Raw genomic sequence first — 15,826 nt, 5'->3', positions numbered from 1 at the left:
GGGCTGAACGCATGTTTAGTGTACTGAACATGCGTTCAGCCGACCTGACGGCCGCCGCCCGGATCCGCGATGCGGCCATCGAGCAGTTCGGCGAGCACGGGTTCGGTGTCGGGCTTCGCGCCATCGCCGAAGCGGCGGGCGTGAGTGCCGCGCTGGTGATCCACCACTTCGGCTCCAAGGAGGGCCTGCGCAAGGCCTGCGAGGACTACATCGCCGAAAAGATCCGCAACACCAAGTCCGAGGCTATCCAGTCCAACGACCCGGCCACCTGGTTCGCCCAGTTGGCAGAGATCGAGGACTACGCACCACTGATGGCATACCTGGTGCGCAGCATGCAGACCGGCGGCGATCTAGCGAACATGATGTGGCGCAGGATGATTGACAACACGGAAGGGTACATGGAAGAGGGCGTGCGCGCAGGGACGATCAAACCCAGCCGCGATCCCCAGGCCCGGGCCAAGTATCTGGCGATCACCGGAGGCGGCGGATTCCTGCTCTACATCCAAATGCACGACACACCAACGGATCTGCGCGCGGTGCTGCGCGACTACTCGCGCGACATGATCCTGCCCGCCCTCGAGGTCTATACCGAAGGGCTGCTGACCGACCGGACCATGTACGACGCGTTCCTGGCTGCCGAAGATCAAGGAGAATTCCATGGCACCTGAAAATTCAGTCGGCTCCGCCCCTGTCGAAATCCGGGGCCTCACCAAGAGATTCGGCGCGGTGCAGGCGCTGGACGGCCTCGATCTCACTGTGCGAGAGGGGGAGGTCCACGGATTCCTCGGCCCCAACGGCGCCGGGAAGTCCACCACGATCCGCATCCTGCTGGGCCTGGTGAAGGCCGACAGCGGTAGCGTGCGGTTGCTGGGCGGTGATCCCTGGACCCAATCCGTTGCGCTGCATCGTCAAATCGCTTACGTTCCTGGTGATGTGACGCTGTGGCCGTCGCTGACAGGTGGAGAGACCATCGACCTGCTGGCCCGCATGCGCGGCGGCATCGACAAGCGGCGCCGCGCGGAGCTGATCGAGCGCTTCGATTTGGACCCGCACAAGAAGGCCCGCACGTATTCGAAGGGCAACCGCCAGAAGGTCTCCCTCATCTCGGCGTTCTCGTCCCATGCCAGGCTGTTGCTCCTGGACGAGCCCAGCAGTGGACTGGACCCGCTGATGGAGAACGTGTTTCAACAGTGCGTGGCGCAGGCCCGTGACCGGGGCACGACGGTGTTGTTGTCCAGCCACATCCTGGCCGAAACGGAAGCGTTGTGCGAACGCGTGACGATCATCCGGGCGGGCAAGACCATCGAAAGTGGTTCGCTGAGCTCCATGCGGCATCTGAGCCGCACCTCGATCAGGGCCGAAATGATCGGCGATCCGGGCGATCTCAGGCGGATCAAGGGCGTCGAGGACATCAGCGTCGAGGGTAATACGCTGCGCGCCCAGGTCGATAGCGAAAGCCTGGGTGAGCTCATCCGCGTGCTCGGTGACGCCGGCGTGAGCAGTCTCGTCAGCCAGCCGCCGACGCTCGAAGAGCTCTTCTTGCGCCACTATGACACGTCCGGAGACGCGTCCGGCGGCGACGGCCGGCACGGGCGCGATGCGCAAAAGGTGTCGTTGTCATGAGCGCGACCACACTGGACCGGCCTCACGCGTCGGCATCGCCTGCGCCCCAGCGCAGTTCGAACTTCTCCGGAACGCTTGCGATGTTGCGGCTATACCTGCGCCGGGATCGGCTCTCGTTGCCGCTGTGGGTGTTTCTGCTGTCGGTGCCGCTGGCGACGGTGTACGTCGGCAGCATCGAAAAGATCTACCCCACCGAGGCCGCCCGTGCCGGGTTCGCCGCCTCCATCATGGCCAGCCCGGCCCAGCGTGCGCTGTATGGCCAGGTCTACAGCGACAGCCTTGGCGCCGTGGGGATTTGGAAGGCCGGGATGTTCCACGTGCTGATCGCGGTGGCCGTCATCCTCACGATGATCCGGCACACCCGCGCCGACGAGGAGAACGGACGGACCGAGTTGGTGGACTCGACCGCGATCGGTCGCTACGCCAGCCTGAGCGCGGCGCTGCTGCTGTCTTTCGGGGCCTCGCTCGGCACCGGCGCGATCGGCGCGGCCGGCCTGCTGAGCACCGACGTCCCGGCGGCCGGGTCACTGGCGTTCGGTGCGGCGCTGGCCTGCTCCGGCCTGGTGTTCACCGCGGTCGCCGCGGTGACCGCGCAGTTGTCGCCCAGCGCCAGGTTCGCCCGCGGTGCCGCGTTCGCCGTCCTGGGAACCGCGTTCACGCTGCGCGCCGTCGGCGACGCCGGGTCGGGCACACTGTCGTGGCTGTCTCCGCTGGGGTGGTCGCTACTGGTCAAACCGTATGCGGGTGATCGCTGGTGGGTGCTGCTGCTGCACCTGGTCACGGCGTCCGCGTTGACCATGGTGGCGTATTGGCTGCTCGCCGGCCGTGACGTCGGCGCGGGGCTCATCGCGGAGCGGCCCGGTCCCGCGACCGCCGCGCCGGCGCTGGGCAACGCGTTCGGGCTGACGTGGCGTCTCGACCGGGCCGCGCTGCTGTTGTGGACGGTCGGACTGTGCCTATACGGGTTGCTGGTGGGCAGCGTGGTGCACGGCATCGGTGACGAGCTGGGCGACAGCGGTCCGGCCCGCGATATCGTCGCGCGGATGGGCGGCACCAGCGCCCTCGAGCAGGCCTTCATCGCCGTGGCTTTCGCCATGATGGGCATGGTGGCCGCCGCGTTCGCCGTTTCGCTCACGTTGCGGTTGCACCAGGAAGAATCCAGCCAGCGAGCCGAAACGGTGCTGGCCGGCGCGGTGTCGCGAACTCGTTGGCTCGCGAGCCATTTGGTGACCGCGCTGGGCGGATCCGCGCTCGCGATGCTGGCCTGCGGGGTAACCGCCGGAGTTGTCTACGGCATCGCGGCCGGCGATGTGGGCGGCAAACTCGCGATGGTCGTCGCAAGCGCGGCGGTCCAACTCCCGGCCGTCTGGCTGTTGTCGGCCGTGACGGTCTGCGTATTCGGCGTCGCGCCGCGGTTCACACCGGTGGCCTGGGGCGTGCTGATCGGTTTCATCGCTCTGTACCTGATCGGATCGTTGGCCCGGTTCCCGCAGTGGTTGCTCGACGTGGAACCGTTCGGGCACATCCCGAGAATTGGCGCCGATTTCACCGCCGTGCCCTTGCTATGCCTACTGGCCATCGACGTAGGGTTGGTAATTCTGGGCGCCCTGGCTTTTCGGCGCCGCGATCTACGCTGCTAGGAGCGAGATGAAAACCGGGATCCGCGTGACGACGACATCCCTCGGAGGCATTCTCTCGTGGGTGTTGATCCTGCTCTTGCCGGCGGGCACGCTGCACTACTGGCAGGCGTGGGTTTTCATCGCCGTGTTCACGGTGGCGACCATCGTGCCCACGGTCTACCTGAGCAGGGCCAACCCCGCGGCCCTGCAGCGGCGCATGCGTGCCGGCCCGCGGGCCGAACCCCGAACCTCGCAGAAGTTCATCATCACCGCCTCGTTCCTGGGTCTCTTCGCGACGATGGTGTTCAGCGCGCTCGATCATCGGTTCGGCTGGTCGTCGGTACCGGTCTGGCTGTCGCTGCTCGGCGATCTGCTGGTGGCGACCGGGCTCGGCATCGCCATGCTGGTGATCGTCCAGAACAACTATGCCGGCGCCACGGTCACGGTGGAAGCGGACCAGACCTTGGTGTCCGGTGGCCTGTATCGATTCGTGCGCCATCCGATGTACGTCGGAAACGTGATCATGATGATCGGTATCCCCCTGGCGCTCGACTCGTATTGGGGGCTGCTCTTCGTCATCCCCGGCACCATCGTGCTCGCGCTGCGCATGTTCGACGAAGAGAAGCTCCTCTTCGACGAATTGCCCGGGTACCGCGAATACGCCGAGCGCGTGCGCTACCGGTTGGTTCCCTACCTCTGGTAGCCGGCGCGCCGAGGGTATTAGCCCGGCGTCGGCGCCACCAGGCGCGACGATGTTGCGGATCAACAACTTTCGCAATGTCGGCGCCGAAGCACGGTTCGCGGTGCCTGACCGAGCTAGATCCAGACGCCCTTGCCCACCGCGACCACACCGCCGGCGCTGATCGCGAAGCGCTCGCGGTCCTTCTCCAGGTCCACCCCGACCATCTCGCCCGGCCCCACGACGACGTTCTTGTCCAGGATCGCGTGGCGCACCACCGCGCCACGGCCGACGCGAGCGCCGGGCATGATCACGCTGCCCTCCACGATCGCGCCGTCGTCGACCACGACGTTGGACGAAAGCACCGAGTTGCGCACCGAGGCCGCCGAGATGATGCTGCCGGCGCCCACCACCGACTCCTGCGCGGAACCGCCGTTGACGAACTTGGCCGGCGCCAGGTTCTCCGACTCGCCGCGGATCGGCCAGCGCTTGTTGTAGAGGTTGAACACCGGATGCACCGACACCAGGTCCATGTGTGCGTCGTAGAACGCGTCGAGCGTTCCGACGTCACGCCAGTAGGCCCGGTCACGGTCGGTCGCGCCGGGCACCTCGTTGTCGCTGAAGTCGTACACCGCGGCCATCCCGTCGTCGACCAGTCGCGGGATGATGTCACCACCCATGTCGTGATCGGAATGGTCGTCGTCGGCGTCCGCGCGGATCGCGTCGATGAGCACCTTGGTGGTGAAGATGTAATTGCCCATCGACACGAACGTCGTCTCGGGGTCGTCCGGGGTGCCGGGCGGATCCAGCGGCTTCTCCACGAATTGGCGGATGCGCCCGGACTCGTCGGAGTCGATACACCCGAACGCGGTGGCCTCGCTGCGCGGCACCCGGATGCCGGCGACGGTCGCGCCCGCCCCGCTGTCGATGTGGAACCGGACCATCTGCTCGGGATCCATCCGGTACACGTGGTCGGCGCCGAAAACCACTATGTAGTCGGGGTCTTCGTCGTAGATCAGATTGAGCGACTGGTAGATCGCGTCGGCCGAACCGGTGTACCAGCGCGGACCGAGCCGCTGCTGCGCGGGCACCGGGGTGATGTACTCACCGGCCAAGCCGGACAACCGCCAGTTCTGTGAAATGTGTCGGTCCAGTGAATGCGACTTGTACTGCGTCAGAACGCAGATCCGCAAATAGCGGGCGTTGACGAGGTTGGACAGCACGAAGTCGATCAGCCGATAGGCGCCCCCGAAGGGAACCGCGGGCTTCGCGCGATCCGCGGTCAGCGGATACAGCCGCTTGCCCTCACCGCCGGCCAGGACGATGCCCAGCACGTGTGGTGCTTCCCTCATGGTGTCAAACCTATCGGCCGCCGCGAAACGCTGCCAGGGGGAAGGGGCTATTGCCCGCGTTCTGTGGGGCTGTCCGTCAAGGTATTTGGCTGCGCGGGCGCACCGAGGGTGCCGCCCGGCTCGCGGCCCTCCCCGTCGCGGAACTACCGTGCGGGTATGCGGGTGGCGATGATGACTCGGGAATACCCCCCAGAGGTCTACGGAGGGGCGGGCGTACACGTCACCGAACTCGTCAGCCAATTGCGCCGGCTGTGCGCGGTGGACGTGCATTGCATGGGGGCACCCCGGCCGGGCGCCCAGGGCGTGCAGGTGCACCAGCCCGACCCGCGGTTGCAGGGCGCCAACGCGGCGATGACGACGCTGTCCGCCGACCTGCTGATGGCCAACGCGGCGTCGGCGGCCACCGTGGTGCATTCACACACCTGGTACACCGGCATGGCCGGGCACCTGGCCGCGCTGCTCTATGACGTCCCGCACGTGTTGACCGCGCATTCGCTCGAGCCGCTGCGCCCGTGGAAGGCCGAACAACTCGGCGGGGGCTACCGGATCTCGACCTGGGTCGAACACACCGCGGCGCTGGCCGCCGACGCGGTCATCGCGGTGAGCTCCGCGATGCGCGAGGACATCCTGCGCGTCTACCCCGCGCTGGATCCCGGAGCCGTGCACGTCATCCGCAACGGCGTCGACACCGACGTGTGGTGCCCGGCGGCCCCATCGCAGGGCGAGTCGATGCTGGCCGCACTGGGTGTCGATCCGGACCGTCCCCTGGTGGTGTTCGTGGGCCGCATCACCCGGCAGAAGGGCGTCGCACACCTGGTGGCGGCCGCCCACCGGTTCAGCCCGGAGGCGCAGGTGCTGCTGTGCGCCGGGGCGCCCGACACCCCGGAGATCGCCGAGGAGATTCGGGATGCGGTCGCCGGCCTGGCCCGCGCACGCACCGGCGTCTTCTGGATCCGGGAAATGCTTCCCATCGGCGAGTTGCGCGAAATCTTGTCGGCCGCATCGGTTTTCGTGTGCCCGTCGGTGTATGAGCCGTTGGGCATCGTGAATCTGGAGGCGATGGCCTGCGGGGCCGCGGTGGTGGCCTCGGATGTGGGCGGGATCCCGGAGGTGGTCGCCGACGGGGTCACCGGGACTTTGGTGCATTACGACCCCGGCGATGTGGCGGGCTATCGGGCCGGACTGGCCGAGGCGGTCAACGAGCTCGTCGCCGACCGCGGAAAAGCGCAGCGCTACGGCAAGGCAGGACGCCAACGCTGCGTCGAGGAGTTCTCGTGGGCCCACGTCGCCGAGCAGACCCTGGAGATCTATCGGAAGGTGTGTGCGTAGCACCGCCGAATCGTTCGGCGGCAAGCCCTAGCTGGAGCTTGTGACGCCCTTGAGTTCGTCACCGAGGGCAGCGGCTTCGTCGGGCGTCAGCTCGACGACCAGTCGACCTCCACCTTCAAGTGGTACCCGCATCACGATGCCGCGCCCCTCCTTCGTTGCTTCAAGAGGACCGTCTCCGGTCCGGGGCTTCATCGCCGCCATCGAGTGCTCCCTCCAGGTTCGAGCTGGCCCGCCCGCGCGGACCTGGTCGGCACCGAGCACGCCCGGCCAGCGAACTTCAAGCCATGCCCGGCCACGAACTGACTTATCACCCCTCCATTGTTCCCTATCCAGGTCACCGCTCGTACAAAGACCCACAACTGTGTGCTCAGCGGGCGGTCGCGGGCACCCAGCAACCCCTGATATGGTCGTCGACCATGCCGGTTGCCTGCATCAACGCGTAGGCGGTGGTCGGACCGACGAAGCGGAACCCGCGCCGCTTGAGTTCACGGGCCATGGCCTTCGATTCGTCAGTGGCCGAGGGAATTTCGGATGCGTCGGCCGGGCGTGACCGGGGCGACGGCGCAAACGACCACAGCAGCTCCGCCAGGTCCGCCGGAGTACCCAGCTCCGCGGCCGCGCGCGCGTTGGCGATCGTCGCGTCAATCTTGGCGCGGTTGCGCACGATTCCCTGATCGGCCATCAGCCGCTGCACGTCGCCGTCGCCGTACTCGGCGACCGTCGTGATGTCGAACCCGGAGAACGCGCGCCGGAAATTCTCCCGCTTGCGCAGGATGATCAGCCACGACAGGCCGCTCTGAAAGGCCTCCAGGCTCATCCGTTCGAACAGGGCCACCCCGTCGTGCAGCGGGCGGCCCCATTCCTGGTCGTGGTAATCGCGGTACATCTCGAAGTCCGGCCCGGGCCGAATGGCCGGCCAGCTGCACCGAACCAGCTCGTCTTCGCTCACATTCAGTCCTGACGATCCTCGCCCTCGCCGGGTTCCGCCGAATCGTCCTCGGTGTCCTGGTCGGCGGCGGGCGCGGCGTGCGCCTCCACGACCGAGGCCAGCTGGCCGCGCAGGGCCTCCAGCTCGCGGGCGAGGCGGTCCAGCACCCAGTCCACCTCGCTGGTCTTGTATCCGCGCAGCGTCTGGGTGAACTTGACGGCGTCGACGTCGGAGCCGGTCACCCCGTAGGCCGGCAGCACGGTCGCCGTCGTCCCCCGGGGCAGGGGCGGCAGCTGCTCGCCGCGACCGAACAACAGGCTGGCCGCGCCGAACAGGACGATCGCCACCAGCACCAGGACCACCAGGTACAGCAACACCAACGCCACGAGATCGATACTGCCCTATGCCGCCGACACGGCGATGCGCAACGTGACGGCGTCGGCGGCTATCGGGGCCTGATCGCCTGCATCGGCGGCCGGTCCGCCAGCGACACCGGCGAGGTGTGCTGGGTGTAGCCCTCTCCGTCGGGCCCGTGGGCCACGAACTGGGTCAGGCCGACCCCGGAGTCGGGGATCCCGCAGCGCGACAGCAGGGTCGCGATGACCTGGCGGCTCATCGCGCCCAGCTCGGCCAGCGGTCGGTTGCGGTGCTCCCGCACGCCCAGGTTGACCTGGGCGATCGCGTCCAGCCCCAGCCGGTCGAAGGTGTCCACCAGCAGTCCGATCTCCACGCCGTAGCCCGGGGCGAACGGCACCGACGTCAGCAATTCGCGGGTGGCCGCGTATTCGCCACCCAGCGGCTGCAGCACTGCGCCCAGCTCGGGGCGCAGCGCCGCGAGCAACGGCCGGGCCACCAGCTCGGTGACCCGCCCGCCGCCGGTCGCGCCCGCGCTGCCGCCCACGTCGGCGACGTTGAGGGGCCGCCGGTAGAAGCTCTTGACCAGGTGAATCCCGCGGGAGGGTGGGCAGGTGAGCAGGGGGCCGACGAGCCACGGCACGAACATCGGGTGCGGGTTGATCAGGTCGGAGTCGACGAACACCACGATGTCGCCGCGGGTGGCCGCCAGCGACCGCCACAACGCCTCGCCCTTGCCGGGCCGTATCGGCACCTCGGGCAGCGCCTGCTCGCGGCTGACCACGCGGGCGCCGGCGGCGACCGCCCGGATCTCGGTGTCGTCGGTGGAGCCGGAGTCCAACACGATCAGCTCGTCGACCAGCCCATCAACCAGCGGTGAGATGCTGTCGATCACCGACTCGATGGTGTCTTCCTCGTCGAGGGCCGGCAGCACCACCGAGATGGTCCGCCCGGCCTTGGCCGCCTCCAGCTCGGCGACGGTCCAGCTCGGACGGTTCCAGCTGCGGTCGCCCAGCCAGGTGTCCCCCGGCCTCGCGGCGAGCATCCCGTCGCTGGCCAGATCGCCGGCGACCAGGTCCGACATCGTCATGCGAGCCCCCTCACCGTGCGGGTCGGCGGGCGCGTCCCCTGGATCGACGCCACCATTTCCAGCACCCGGCGGGTGGCGGCGACCTCGTGCACGCGAAACATCCGCGCACCGGCGGCCGCGGCCAGCGCGGTGGCCGCCAACGTTCCCTCGAGCCGCTCCGTCAATTCCACACCCAGAGTCTCCCCGACGAAGTCCTTGTTACTCAAAGCCATCAGCACCGGCCACCCGGTATCGACGAGATCGCCGACGTGCCGCAACAGCAGCAGCCCGTGGAAGGTGTTCTTGCCGAAGTCGTGGGTCGGGTCGATCAGTACTCGGTCGCGCGCCACCCCGCACGCGACCGCCCGCTCGGCGGCGGCGGTGACCTGGGCGATCACGTCGTCGACGACGCCGCGCGTGGCGGTTCCGTAGTTCACCCGGAACGGGCGCGTGCGCGGCTGCGCGTTGCCGGTGTGCGAACAGACCAGACCCGCCCCGAACTCCGCGGCCACCTCCGGTAGGGCGGGGTCGACGCCGGCCCAGGTGTCGTTGATCAGGTCCGCCCCGGCCGCGCAGGCCACCTTGGCGACCTCGGAGCGCCAGGTATCGGCGCTGATCACGTGGTCGGGATAGGCGTCGCGCAACCATTCGATGAACGGCACCAGCCGGGCGATCTCGGTGTCGGCGTCGACCTCTTGGCCCGGGCCGGCCTTGACGCCGCCCACGTCGATGACGTCGGCGCCGTCGGCCACGGCCCGGTGCACGGCCGCCCGGGCGGCCTCGTCGCTGAAGGTCGCGCCCCTGTCGTAGAACGAGTCCGGGGTGCGGTTGACGATCGCCATGATCAGCGCGCGATCGGCTGACACGGGACGGCCGCAGAACGACGATTGCACGCGTCTATGGTGCCTGGTCGCCGAACAGCGTGCAGTGCCAGGTCGCGAGCGTGACGGCACCGTGAAATCCGACTCGCCCTCTCGCAGTGTGGTTACGCTCGCGACCGACCGATCGGCGCGGCCGGCCCTACGGGCGTTTACCCTCGGCCACCTCGTCGGGGTACTCGTCGTAGAACGGCACGTAGCCCTCGTCGCGTCCGGCCAGCACGTAGAGCGGGTCCTCGACGTCGGGACCGTAGGCCTGCTCGCGCAACTCCACCTTGCGGCTCTTGAAGGTCGTGGTCTGCTCGATCGACTCGACCACGCGCACGAACAGCGGCAGCGCGTAGCCGGGCAGCTGCTCGTAGACGGCGCGGGCCAACGACTGCCCGTCGAACTCGGCGCCGTCGCGCAGCTTGACCGCGGCCATCCCGGCGCGACCGCCGGTGCGCGGCACCTCGACCCCGAAGACCGTGCAGTCCTCGACGGAGTCATCGGATGCCAGTGCGGCCTCGACCTGGGTGGTGGCCACGTTTTCGCCTTTCCAGCGGAACGTGTCGCCCAGCCGGTCGACGAACGCCGCGTGTCCCATGCCCTGCGGGCTCATCACGTCGCCGGTGTTGAACCAGCAGTCGCCCTCACGAAAAGCGTTGCGCACCAACTTTTTTTCGCTGGACTCCGGATCGGTGTAGCCGTCGAACGGCTGCAGCCGGTTGACCGGGCTGAGCAACAGGCCCGGCTCCCCGGCCGGCACCCGGCGCACGCGCCCGTCGTCGCCGCGCAGCGGGGCACCGGTGTCGGGGTCGTACTCGACGTAGGCCAACGGCATCGGGAAGACACCGGTGGAGCGGGGCACGTTGAAGACGTTGATGAACGCGGCGTTGCCCTCGCTGGAGGCGTAGAACTCGCAGACGCGCGCGATGCCGAACCGTTTCGTGAACTCGTCCCAGATCTCCGGGCGCAGGCCGTTCCCGGCGATCACCCTGACCTTGTGCGCTCGGTCCGTCGGCTTGGCCGGTTGGTTGAGCAGATACCGGCACACCTCGCCGATGTAGATGAACGCCGTCGCGTCGTTGGCGATGACCTCGTCCCAGAACTTCGACGCCGAGAACGACTTGCCGAGCGCCAGCGTCGCTCCCGACGTGATCACCGACGACAACGCGACCGTCAGCGCGTTGTTGTGGTACAGCGGCAGGCAGCAGTAGAGGGTGTCCGAGCTCTTGAGCCGCAACCCGATGCCGCCGAACGCCGCGAGCGCCTTCAGCCAGCGCAGGTGCGTCATGACGCTGGCCTTCGGGAAACCGGTTGTGCCCGAGGTGAAGATGTAGAACGCGGTGTCCCGGGCGTGCACGGCCGACGCCGACGCCGGGTTGGTGGCCGGGGCGCTCGCCGCGAACCGTTCGAGGTCTTCGACGGTCAGCGTCTGGGTGCCGCCCGAGCCCCCGCAGTCCGCCACGGCGCTGACCAGATCGGTCTCGGCGATGAGCACCTTGGCCTCCAGCAGGCCGAGGCTGTGCGCGAGGACCTCGCCGCGCTGGTGGTAGTTGAGCATGCCGGCGACCGCACCGCACTTGACCGCGGCCAGCATGGCCAGCACGGCGTTGGGCGAGTTGCGCAGCATGATGGCGACGACGTCGCCGTGGCCGACGCCGCGGGCGGCCAGCACCGCGGCGTACCGGTTGGCGGCCGCGTTGGCGTCGCGGTAGGTCAGTTGCTGGTCGCCGAAGCGCAAAAAGATCCGGTCGCCGTAGCGGGCGGCCCGGTCGGCGAACACCGTGCCGATCGATTTCTTGGACCCCGGCTGGGCCGCCAGCCCGGTCAGCACGCCGCGCGCGATCACCGGCAGGTCGGCCAGCACGGCCGGCACCCGAGATGCGATGTCGGTCAGTTTGACCGCCGTGCGCGCTCCCCCGTCACGATCGGACACGTGATCCCCTCGATTCGTTTGGAAAAAGTCAAGCTCGGCGGACAGCCTAGTAGGGGCTGGGACCGGCCGGCGGGCTCAGCCGGGCGCGCACGCGTCCAGCGCCGCGCCCACCTTGTCGACCAGCACCAATCGGTCCATCGCCACCTGGGAGACGTAACCGGTGTCGAGCAAGCCGCACAACCACGTCCACAGCCCCTCGTAGTGGCCGACGGGGTCCAGCAGCACGATGGGTTTGTCGTGGAGACCGAGGTAGGCCGTCGTCCAGGTGTCGAGCAACTCGTCGAGGGTGCCGATGCCGCCCGGCAGCGCGATGAACGCGTCGGCGCGGTCTTCCATGATCTGCTTGCGCTCGTGCAGGGTGTCGCTGACGATCAGCTCGTCGGCGTCCGCGTCGGCGATCTCGCGCCGCATCAAGACCTGGGGGATGACGCCGACGGTCCGGCCCCCGCGGGCCCGCGCCGCGCTCGCCACCGCGCCCATCGCCGAAACGCGGCCACCGCCCCACACCAGCGTCCAGCCGCGCTCCGCGATCGACTCGCCGAGTTCTGCAGCGACACCGAGCAATTCGGGATGCTGCGGACCGGACGCGCAGTACACACACACCGCCCACTCGCGGGCTGAATCGCGTTCCCCGGGCATATCCGCCAAAGGTAGACCAATTGCGATCACCGCTCATATGTGGGGCTTTCGCCGTGCCGGCGGGCCCGCGCGCCATAAAATCCGGCAGTGCCGATTCGATGGAACGTCCCCCAACATGCGACGGCCTCAGAGCGGCTGGATGCGGCGTTGGCCGCGGGGGGCCGGGGAGCGGCGGTGTTGGGGCCCGACGGCGTCGGCAAATCCACCTTGGCCCGCGTGGCCGCCGAGCACTTCGCCGGTCAACATCCCGACACGCTCGTCCGCTGGGTCACCGGCACCCCGACCGAACGCGCGGTGCCCTTCGGGGCCTTCAGCCACCTGGTGCAGATCGCCGACATCGGCAAGCCGGCCGCGCTGCTGCGGGCCGCGCGCGCCTCGCTGGGCGGCGACGACCTGCTGCTCGTCGTCGACGATGCCCACCACCTGGACGTGCTGTCGGCCACGCTCGTCTACCAGCTGGCGCGGGCCGGGGCGGTGCGGCTGATCGTCACCGCCCGCGCCGACGCCTCCCCCGATGCGATCGCCGCGCTGTGGAGCGACGGCCTGCTCGACCGGATGGATATCGAGCCGCCCGGCGGGACGACGCCGCCCGCGGAGGTGGACGCCTTCCTCGCCGAGTTGCCCGCGCCGGCCCGGTCGGTGCTGGAGTATCTCGCCGTGTGCGAGCCGCTGTCGCTCGCCGACCTGACCGTGCTGGCCGGCGACGGCGCGGTGGCCGAGGCGGTCAAGTGGGGCGCCGCCGAGACCCGGGTGCGGGGCGGGGCCTCCGAGGACCCCGTCGTCTACACGGCCCACCCGCTGTTCGCCGAGCGGACGCTGGCCGCGCTGGACCCCGACGACGCGCGACAACGACGCACCGAGCTGGTCACGTTGCTGTCGCAGCGTCCATCCGAGCATCTCAGCGACCGGCTGCGGGTGATGTCGTTGGCGCTGGACAGCGACGCGCGCCGACGGCCCGCCGACGTCGTCGCCGCCGCGCAGCAGGCGCTGAGGCTGGGTGACATGGCGCTGGGCGAGCGGCTGGCCCGCTCGGCGCTCGAGCGCTCCGGCGGGCTGGCGGCGCGGCTCGCGCTCGCGCACGCGCTGGGATGGCAGGGCCGCGGCCGCGAGGCCGATGCGCTGTTGGCCGACGTCGACTCCGCCGGATTGACCGAAGCCGCCCTGATGGAGTGGGCGTTGCTGCGGGCGGCGAACCAGTTCTGGATGCTGAGCGAGCCGGAGCGTGCGACGGCGTTCTTGCGGACCGTCCGCAATCGCGTCGCGGATGCCGGGCCGCGGACCACGCTGGACGCGCTGAGCGCGACCTTCGCGATGAACGCGGGCAACGTCGGGCACGCGGTCAAGGTCGCCGAGGAGGTGCTGGCCTCGGCGTCGGCCGACGACCAGGCGGTGGCCTGGGCCGGCAGCGCGGCCGCGTTGTGCGCGGCGCGGCGGGGCCGGTTCGGTGACGTCGAGCCGTTGGCGCAGCGCGCCCTGGGAGCCGAACATCCCGGGCTGCTGCGCTTCACCATCGGGCTGGGCCAGACGACCACGTTGTTGATGGCGGGCAGGCTCGACGAGGCCCGCCAATTGGCCCGGCAGTTCACCGATTTCGCCGAACTGCAGCAGCCGGGCCGCGCGATCGGCGAGGTGCTGCTGGCGCATGTGCTGCTTGCCGGCGGCGAATTCGCTTCCGCGGCAGATATTTTGATCCCGGCGACCGCCACCCTGGAACGCACCGGCTATTCGTGGGGGCCGCTGTCGCTGACGCTGCTGGCCACCGCGCTGTCCCAGCTCGGAGATACCGCCGCCGCGGCAAAAGCGTTGAGCAGGGCCGAATCCCGGCACGGAACCAAGTCGGCATTGTTCGCCCCCGAGCTCGGGGTGGCGCGCGCGTGGCGGCTGGCGTTGCTGCGCGACTCGCACGGCGCGGTGGCCGCCGCGCGCGAGGCCGCCCGCGCGGCCGAGCGCGGCGGTCAGCGGGCCGTGGCGGTGCGCGTCTGGCACGAGGCCGTGCGGTTGGGCGACAGCCGGGCCGGCGATCCGTTGGCCCGGCTCTGCGACGAGATCGATTGTGTCGTGGGCAGAATCGCGTTGGCCCACGCCCGCGCGCTCACTGCGGGCGATGCCGAGGCGTTGCGGGCGGTGTCGGACGAGCTGACCTCGATCGGGATGCACGCGGCCGCCGCCGACGCCGCCGCGCAGGCTCGACGCTGCGGCGGCTAGCCGGCCAGGTAGCGGCGCAGCATGTCCACCGCCGCGGTGATGTTGGCGACCGCCACGCGTTCGTCGCGCCGGTGCGCCAAATTCGGGTCGCCGGGGCCGAAGTTGACCGCCGGTATACCCAGCGCGGCGAACCGCGCGACGTCGGTCCAGCCGTACTTGGCCCGCACGTTGCCGCCCGCCGCCTCGACCAACGCCTTGGCGGCGGGCTGGGACAGCCCGGGCATCGCCCCGGCCGCGGCGTCGGTCTGTTCGATGTGCACGTCCAGTCCGGCGAGCACGTCGTGCACGTGTTGCAGCGCGTCGGGCGCCGACCGGTCCGGGGCAAAGCGGAAGTTGACCGTCACCGCGGCCGCATCGGGAATGACGTTGCCCGCCACCCCGCCGTCGATGCGCACGGCCGACAAGCCCTCGCGGTATGTGCAGCCGTCGATGTCCACGCTGCGCGCCTGGTATGCGGCCAGCCGTTCGAGCACGGCACCCAGTTTGTGAATGGCGTTGTCCCCCAACCAGGATCGCGCCGAGTGGGCGCGGGTCCCGGTGGCGCTGACGACCACGCGCAGGGTGCCCTGGCAACCGGCTTCGATGTAGCCGCCCGTCGGTTCGCCCAGGATGGCCACGTCGGCGGCCAGCCAGTCCGGCAGTTCCCGTTCGATGCGGCCCAAACCGTTTGCCGCCGCATCGATTTCCTCGCAGTCGTACATCACCAGCGTCAGATCGTGCACGGGTTCGGCGACGGTGGCGGCGAGATGGAGGAACACGGCGTCCCCGGATTTCATGTCGGCGGTGCCGCAGCCGTGCAGCTCGCCGCCCTCGTGACGGCTGGGCAGGTTTCCGGCCACCGGGACGGTGTCCAGGTGGCCGGCCAGCAGCACCCGCGACGGCCGCTGGTGTCGGGTTCGCGCCAACACGGCGTTGCCGTTGCGGACGATCTCGAAGCCGGAGGTCTGAGCGCGCAGCGCGGCCTCGACCTCGTCGGCCAGGCGCGCCTCGTTCCTCGATTCGCTGGGGATGTCGACCAGCGCCGCGGTCAGCGCGATCGGATCCCCGCGTAAGTCCAGCACGGTCTCAGGGTAGTGGCGATCGCAAGCGCGGCGGAGCCGGGCGCGGCGGGTCGCCACCATCTGACCCAGTGGCGATCGCAAGCGCGGCGGAGCCGGGCGCGGCGGGTCGCCACCATCTGACCCAGTGGCGATCGCAAGCGCGGCGGAGCCGGGCGCGGCGGGTCGCCAC

General features: G+C 69.5%; 15 protein-coding genes. 6 read left to right on the top strand and 9 right to left on the bottom strand.

Going from position 1 to position 15,826, the window contains the following annotated elements:
• The first annotated feature begins 29 nt into the window (after window positions 1–29).
• Genes K883_RS15230 through K883_RS15215 form a run of 4 tightly spaced genes read left to right on the top strand, consistent with a single transcriptional unit; the run spans window position 30 to window position 3,945 of the window.
• The gene (locus K883_RS15230) at window positions 30–668 is read left to right on the top strand and encodes a TetR/AcrR family transcriptional regulator (RefSeq protein ID WP_009956308.1); all 639 of its coding nucleotides are present in this window, start codon (window positions 30–32) and stop codon (window positions 666–668) included.
• Window positions 658–1,623: an ABC transporter ATP-binding protein gene (locus tag K883_RS15225; protein ID WP_014941451.1), complete on the top strand. Its 966-nt coding sequence runs from the start codon at window positions 658–660 to the stop codon at window positions 1,621–1,623. Before K883_RS15230 ends, K883_RS15225 begins: the two co-directional genes overlap by 11 nt.
• Window positions 1,620–3,263: an ABC transporter permease gene (locus K883_RS15220; protein ID WP_020821916.1), complete on the top strand. Its 1,644-nt coding sequence runs from the start codon at window positions 1,620–1,622 to the stop codon at window positions 3,261–3,263. Before K883_RS15225 ends, K883_RS15220 begins: the two co-directional genes overlap by 4 nt.
• 7 nt (window positions 3,264–3,270) lie before the next feature.
• Window positions 3,271–3,945 (top strand): methyltransferase family protein, encoded by a 675-nt coding sequence (locus K883_RS15215; protein ID WP_009956312.1) that lies wholly within the window; start codon window positions 3,271–3,273, stop codon window positions 3,943–3,945.
• A 113-nt stretch (window positions 3,946–4,058) separates the two neighbouring features.
• On the opposite strand, the gene glgC is transcribed toward K883_RS15215, so the two are convergent.
• Window positions 4,059–5,273 carry a glucose-1-phosphate adenylyltransferase gene (gene glgC, locus K883_RS15210; protein WP_008254617.1) on the bottom strand — a complete coding sequence of 405 codons (1,215 nt, stop codon included), beginning with the start codon at window positions 5,271–5,273 and terminating at the stop codon, window positions 4,059–4,061.
• A 156-nt stretch (window positions 5,274–5,429) separates the two neighbouring features.
• Between glgC and glgA the strand changes: the two genes are divergently transcribed.
• Window positions 5,430–6,602 (top strand): glycogen synthase, encoded by a 1,173-nt coding sequence (gene glgA, locus K883_RS15205; RefSeq protein WP_020821915.1) that lies wholly within the window; start codon window positions 5,430–5,432, stop codon window positions 6,600–6,602.
• Window positions 6,603–6,629: 27 nt separating this feature from the next.
• Here glgA and K883_RS26840 read toward each other — a convergent pair whose 3' ends face one another.
• The 7 genes from K883_RS26840 to K883_RS15175 form a co-directional block, all read right to left on the bottom strand.
• On the bottom strand, window positions 6,630–6,803 hold the full coding sequence (locus tag K883_RS26840) for a DUF3117 domain-containing protein (RefSeq protein ID WP_003878471.1): 174 nt from the start codon (window positions 6,801–6,803) through the stop codon (window positions 6,630–6,632).
• 166 nt (window positions 6,804–6,969) lie between these two features.
• A complete protein-coding gene (locus K883_RS15200) occupies window positions 6,970–7,551 on the bottom strand; it encodes a DNA-3-methyladenine glycosylase I (protein ID WP_020821914.1) in 582 nt (193 codons plus the stop codon).
• Between the two features lie 2 nt (window positions 7,552–7,553).
• Entirely contained in the window at window positions 7,554–7,916 is a 363-nt protein-coding gene (locus K883_RS15195) for a DivIVA domain-containing protein (protein WP_008254608.1), read from the bottom strand.
• Window positions 7,917–7,975: 59 nt separating this feature from the next.
• Window positions 7,976–8,974: a glucosyl-3-phosphoglycerate synthase gene (locus tag K883_RS15190; protein ID WP_014379457.1), complete on the bottom strand. Its 999-nt coding sequence runs from the start codon at window positions 8,972–8,974 to the stop codon at window positions 7,976–7,978.
• On the bottom strand, window positions 8,971–9,795 hold the full coding sequence (gene folP / locus K883_RS15185) for a dihydropteroate synthase (protein WP_225325637.1): 825 nt from the start codon (window positions 9,793–9,795) through the stop codon (window positions 8,971–8,973). The genes K883_RS15190 and folP overlap by 4 nt, the downstream gene beginning before the upstream one ends.
• Before the next feature lie 178 nt (window positions 9,796–9,973).
• Window positions 9,974–11,752 carry a long-chain-acyl-CoA synthetase FadD6 gene (fadD6, locus tag K883_RS15180; RefSeq protein WP_008254603.1) on the bottom strand — a complete coding sequence of 593 codons (1,779 nt, stop codon included), beginning with the start codon at window positions 11,750–11,752 and terminating at the stop codon, window positions 9,974–9,976.
• 75 nt (window positions 11,753–11,827) lie between these two features.
• A complete protein-coding gene (locus tag K883_RS15175; protein ID WP_008254600.1) occupies window positions 11,828–12,391 on the bottom strand; it encodes a TIGR00730 family Rossman fold protein in 564 nt (187 codons plus the stop codon).
• A gap of 87 nt (window positions 12,392–12,478) precedes the next feature.
• Here K883_RS15175 and K883_RS15170 point away from each other — a divergent pair, with 87 nt between their 5' ends.
• Entirely contained in the window at window positions 12,479–14,596 is a 2,118-nt protein-coding gene (locus K883_RS15170) for an ATPase AAA (RefSeq protein WP_036454856.1), read from the top strand.
• On the opposite strand, the gene dapE is transcribed toward K883_RS15170, so the two are convergent.
• A complete protein-coding gene (gene dapE, locus K883_RS15165; RefSeq protein ID WP_008254596.1) occupies window positions 14,593–15,657 on the bottom strand; it encodes a succinyl-diaminopimelate desuccinylase in 1,065 nt (354 codons plus the stop codon). The genes K883_RS15170 and dapE overlap by 4 nt on opposite strands.
• Between the last annotated feature and the right edge of the window lie 169 nt (window positions 15,658–15,826).

It is taken from the genome of Mycobacterium sp. TKK-01-0059, assembly GCF_000709305.1.
Lineage (GTDB): Bacteria > Actinomycetota > Actinomycetes > Mycobacteriales > Mycobacteriaceae > Mycobacterium > Mycobacterium intracellulare.
This window is presented reverse-complemented; position numbering and strand designations above follow the sequence as displayed.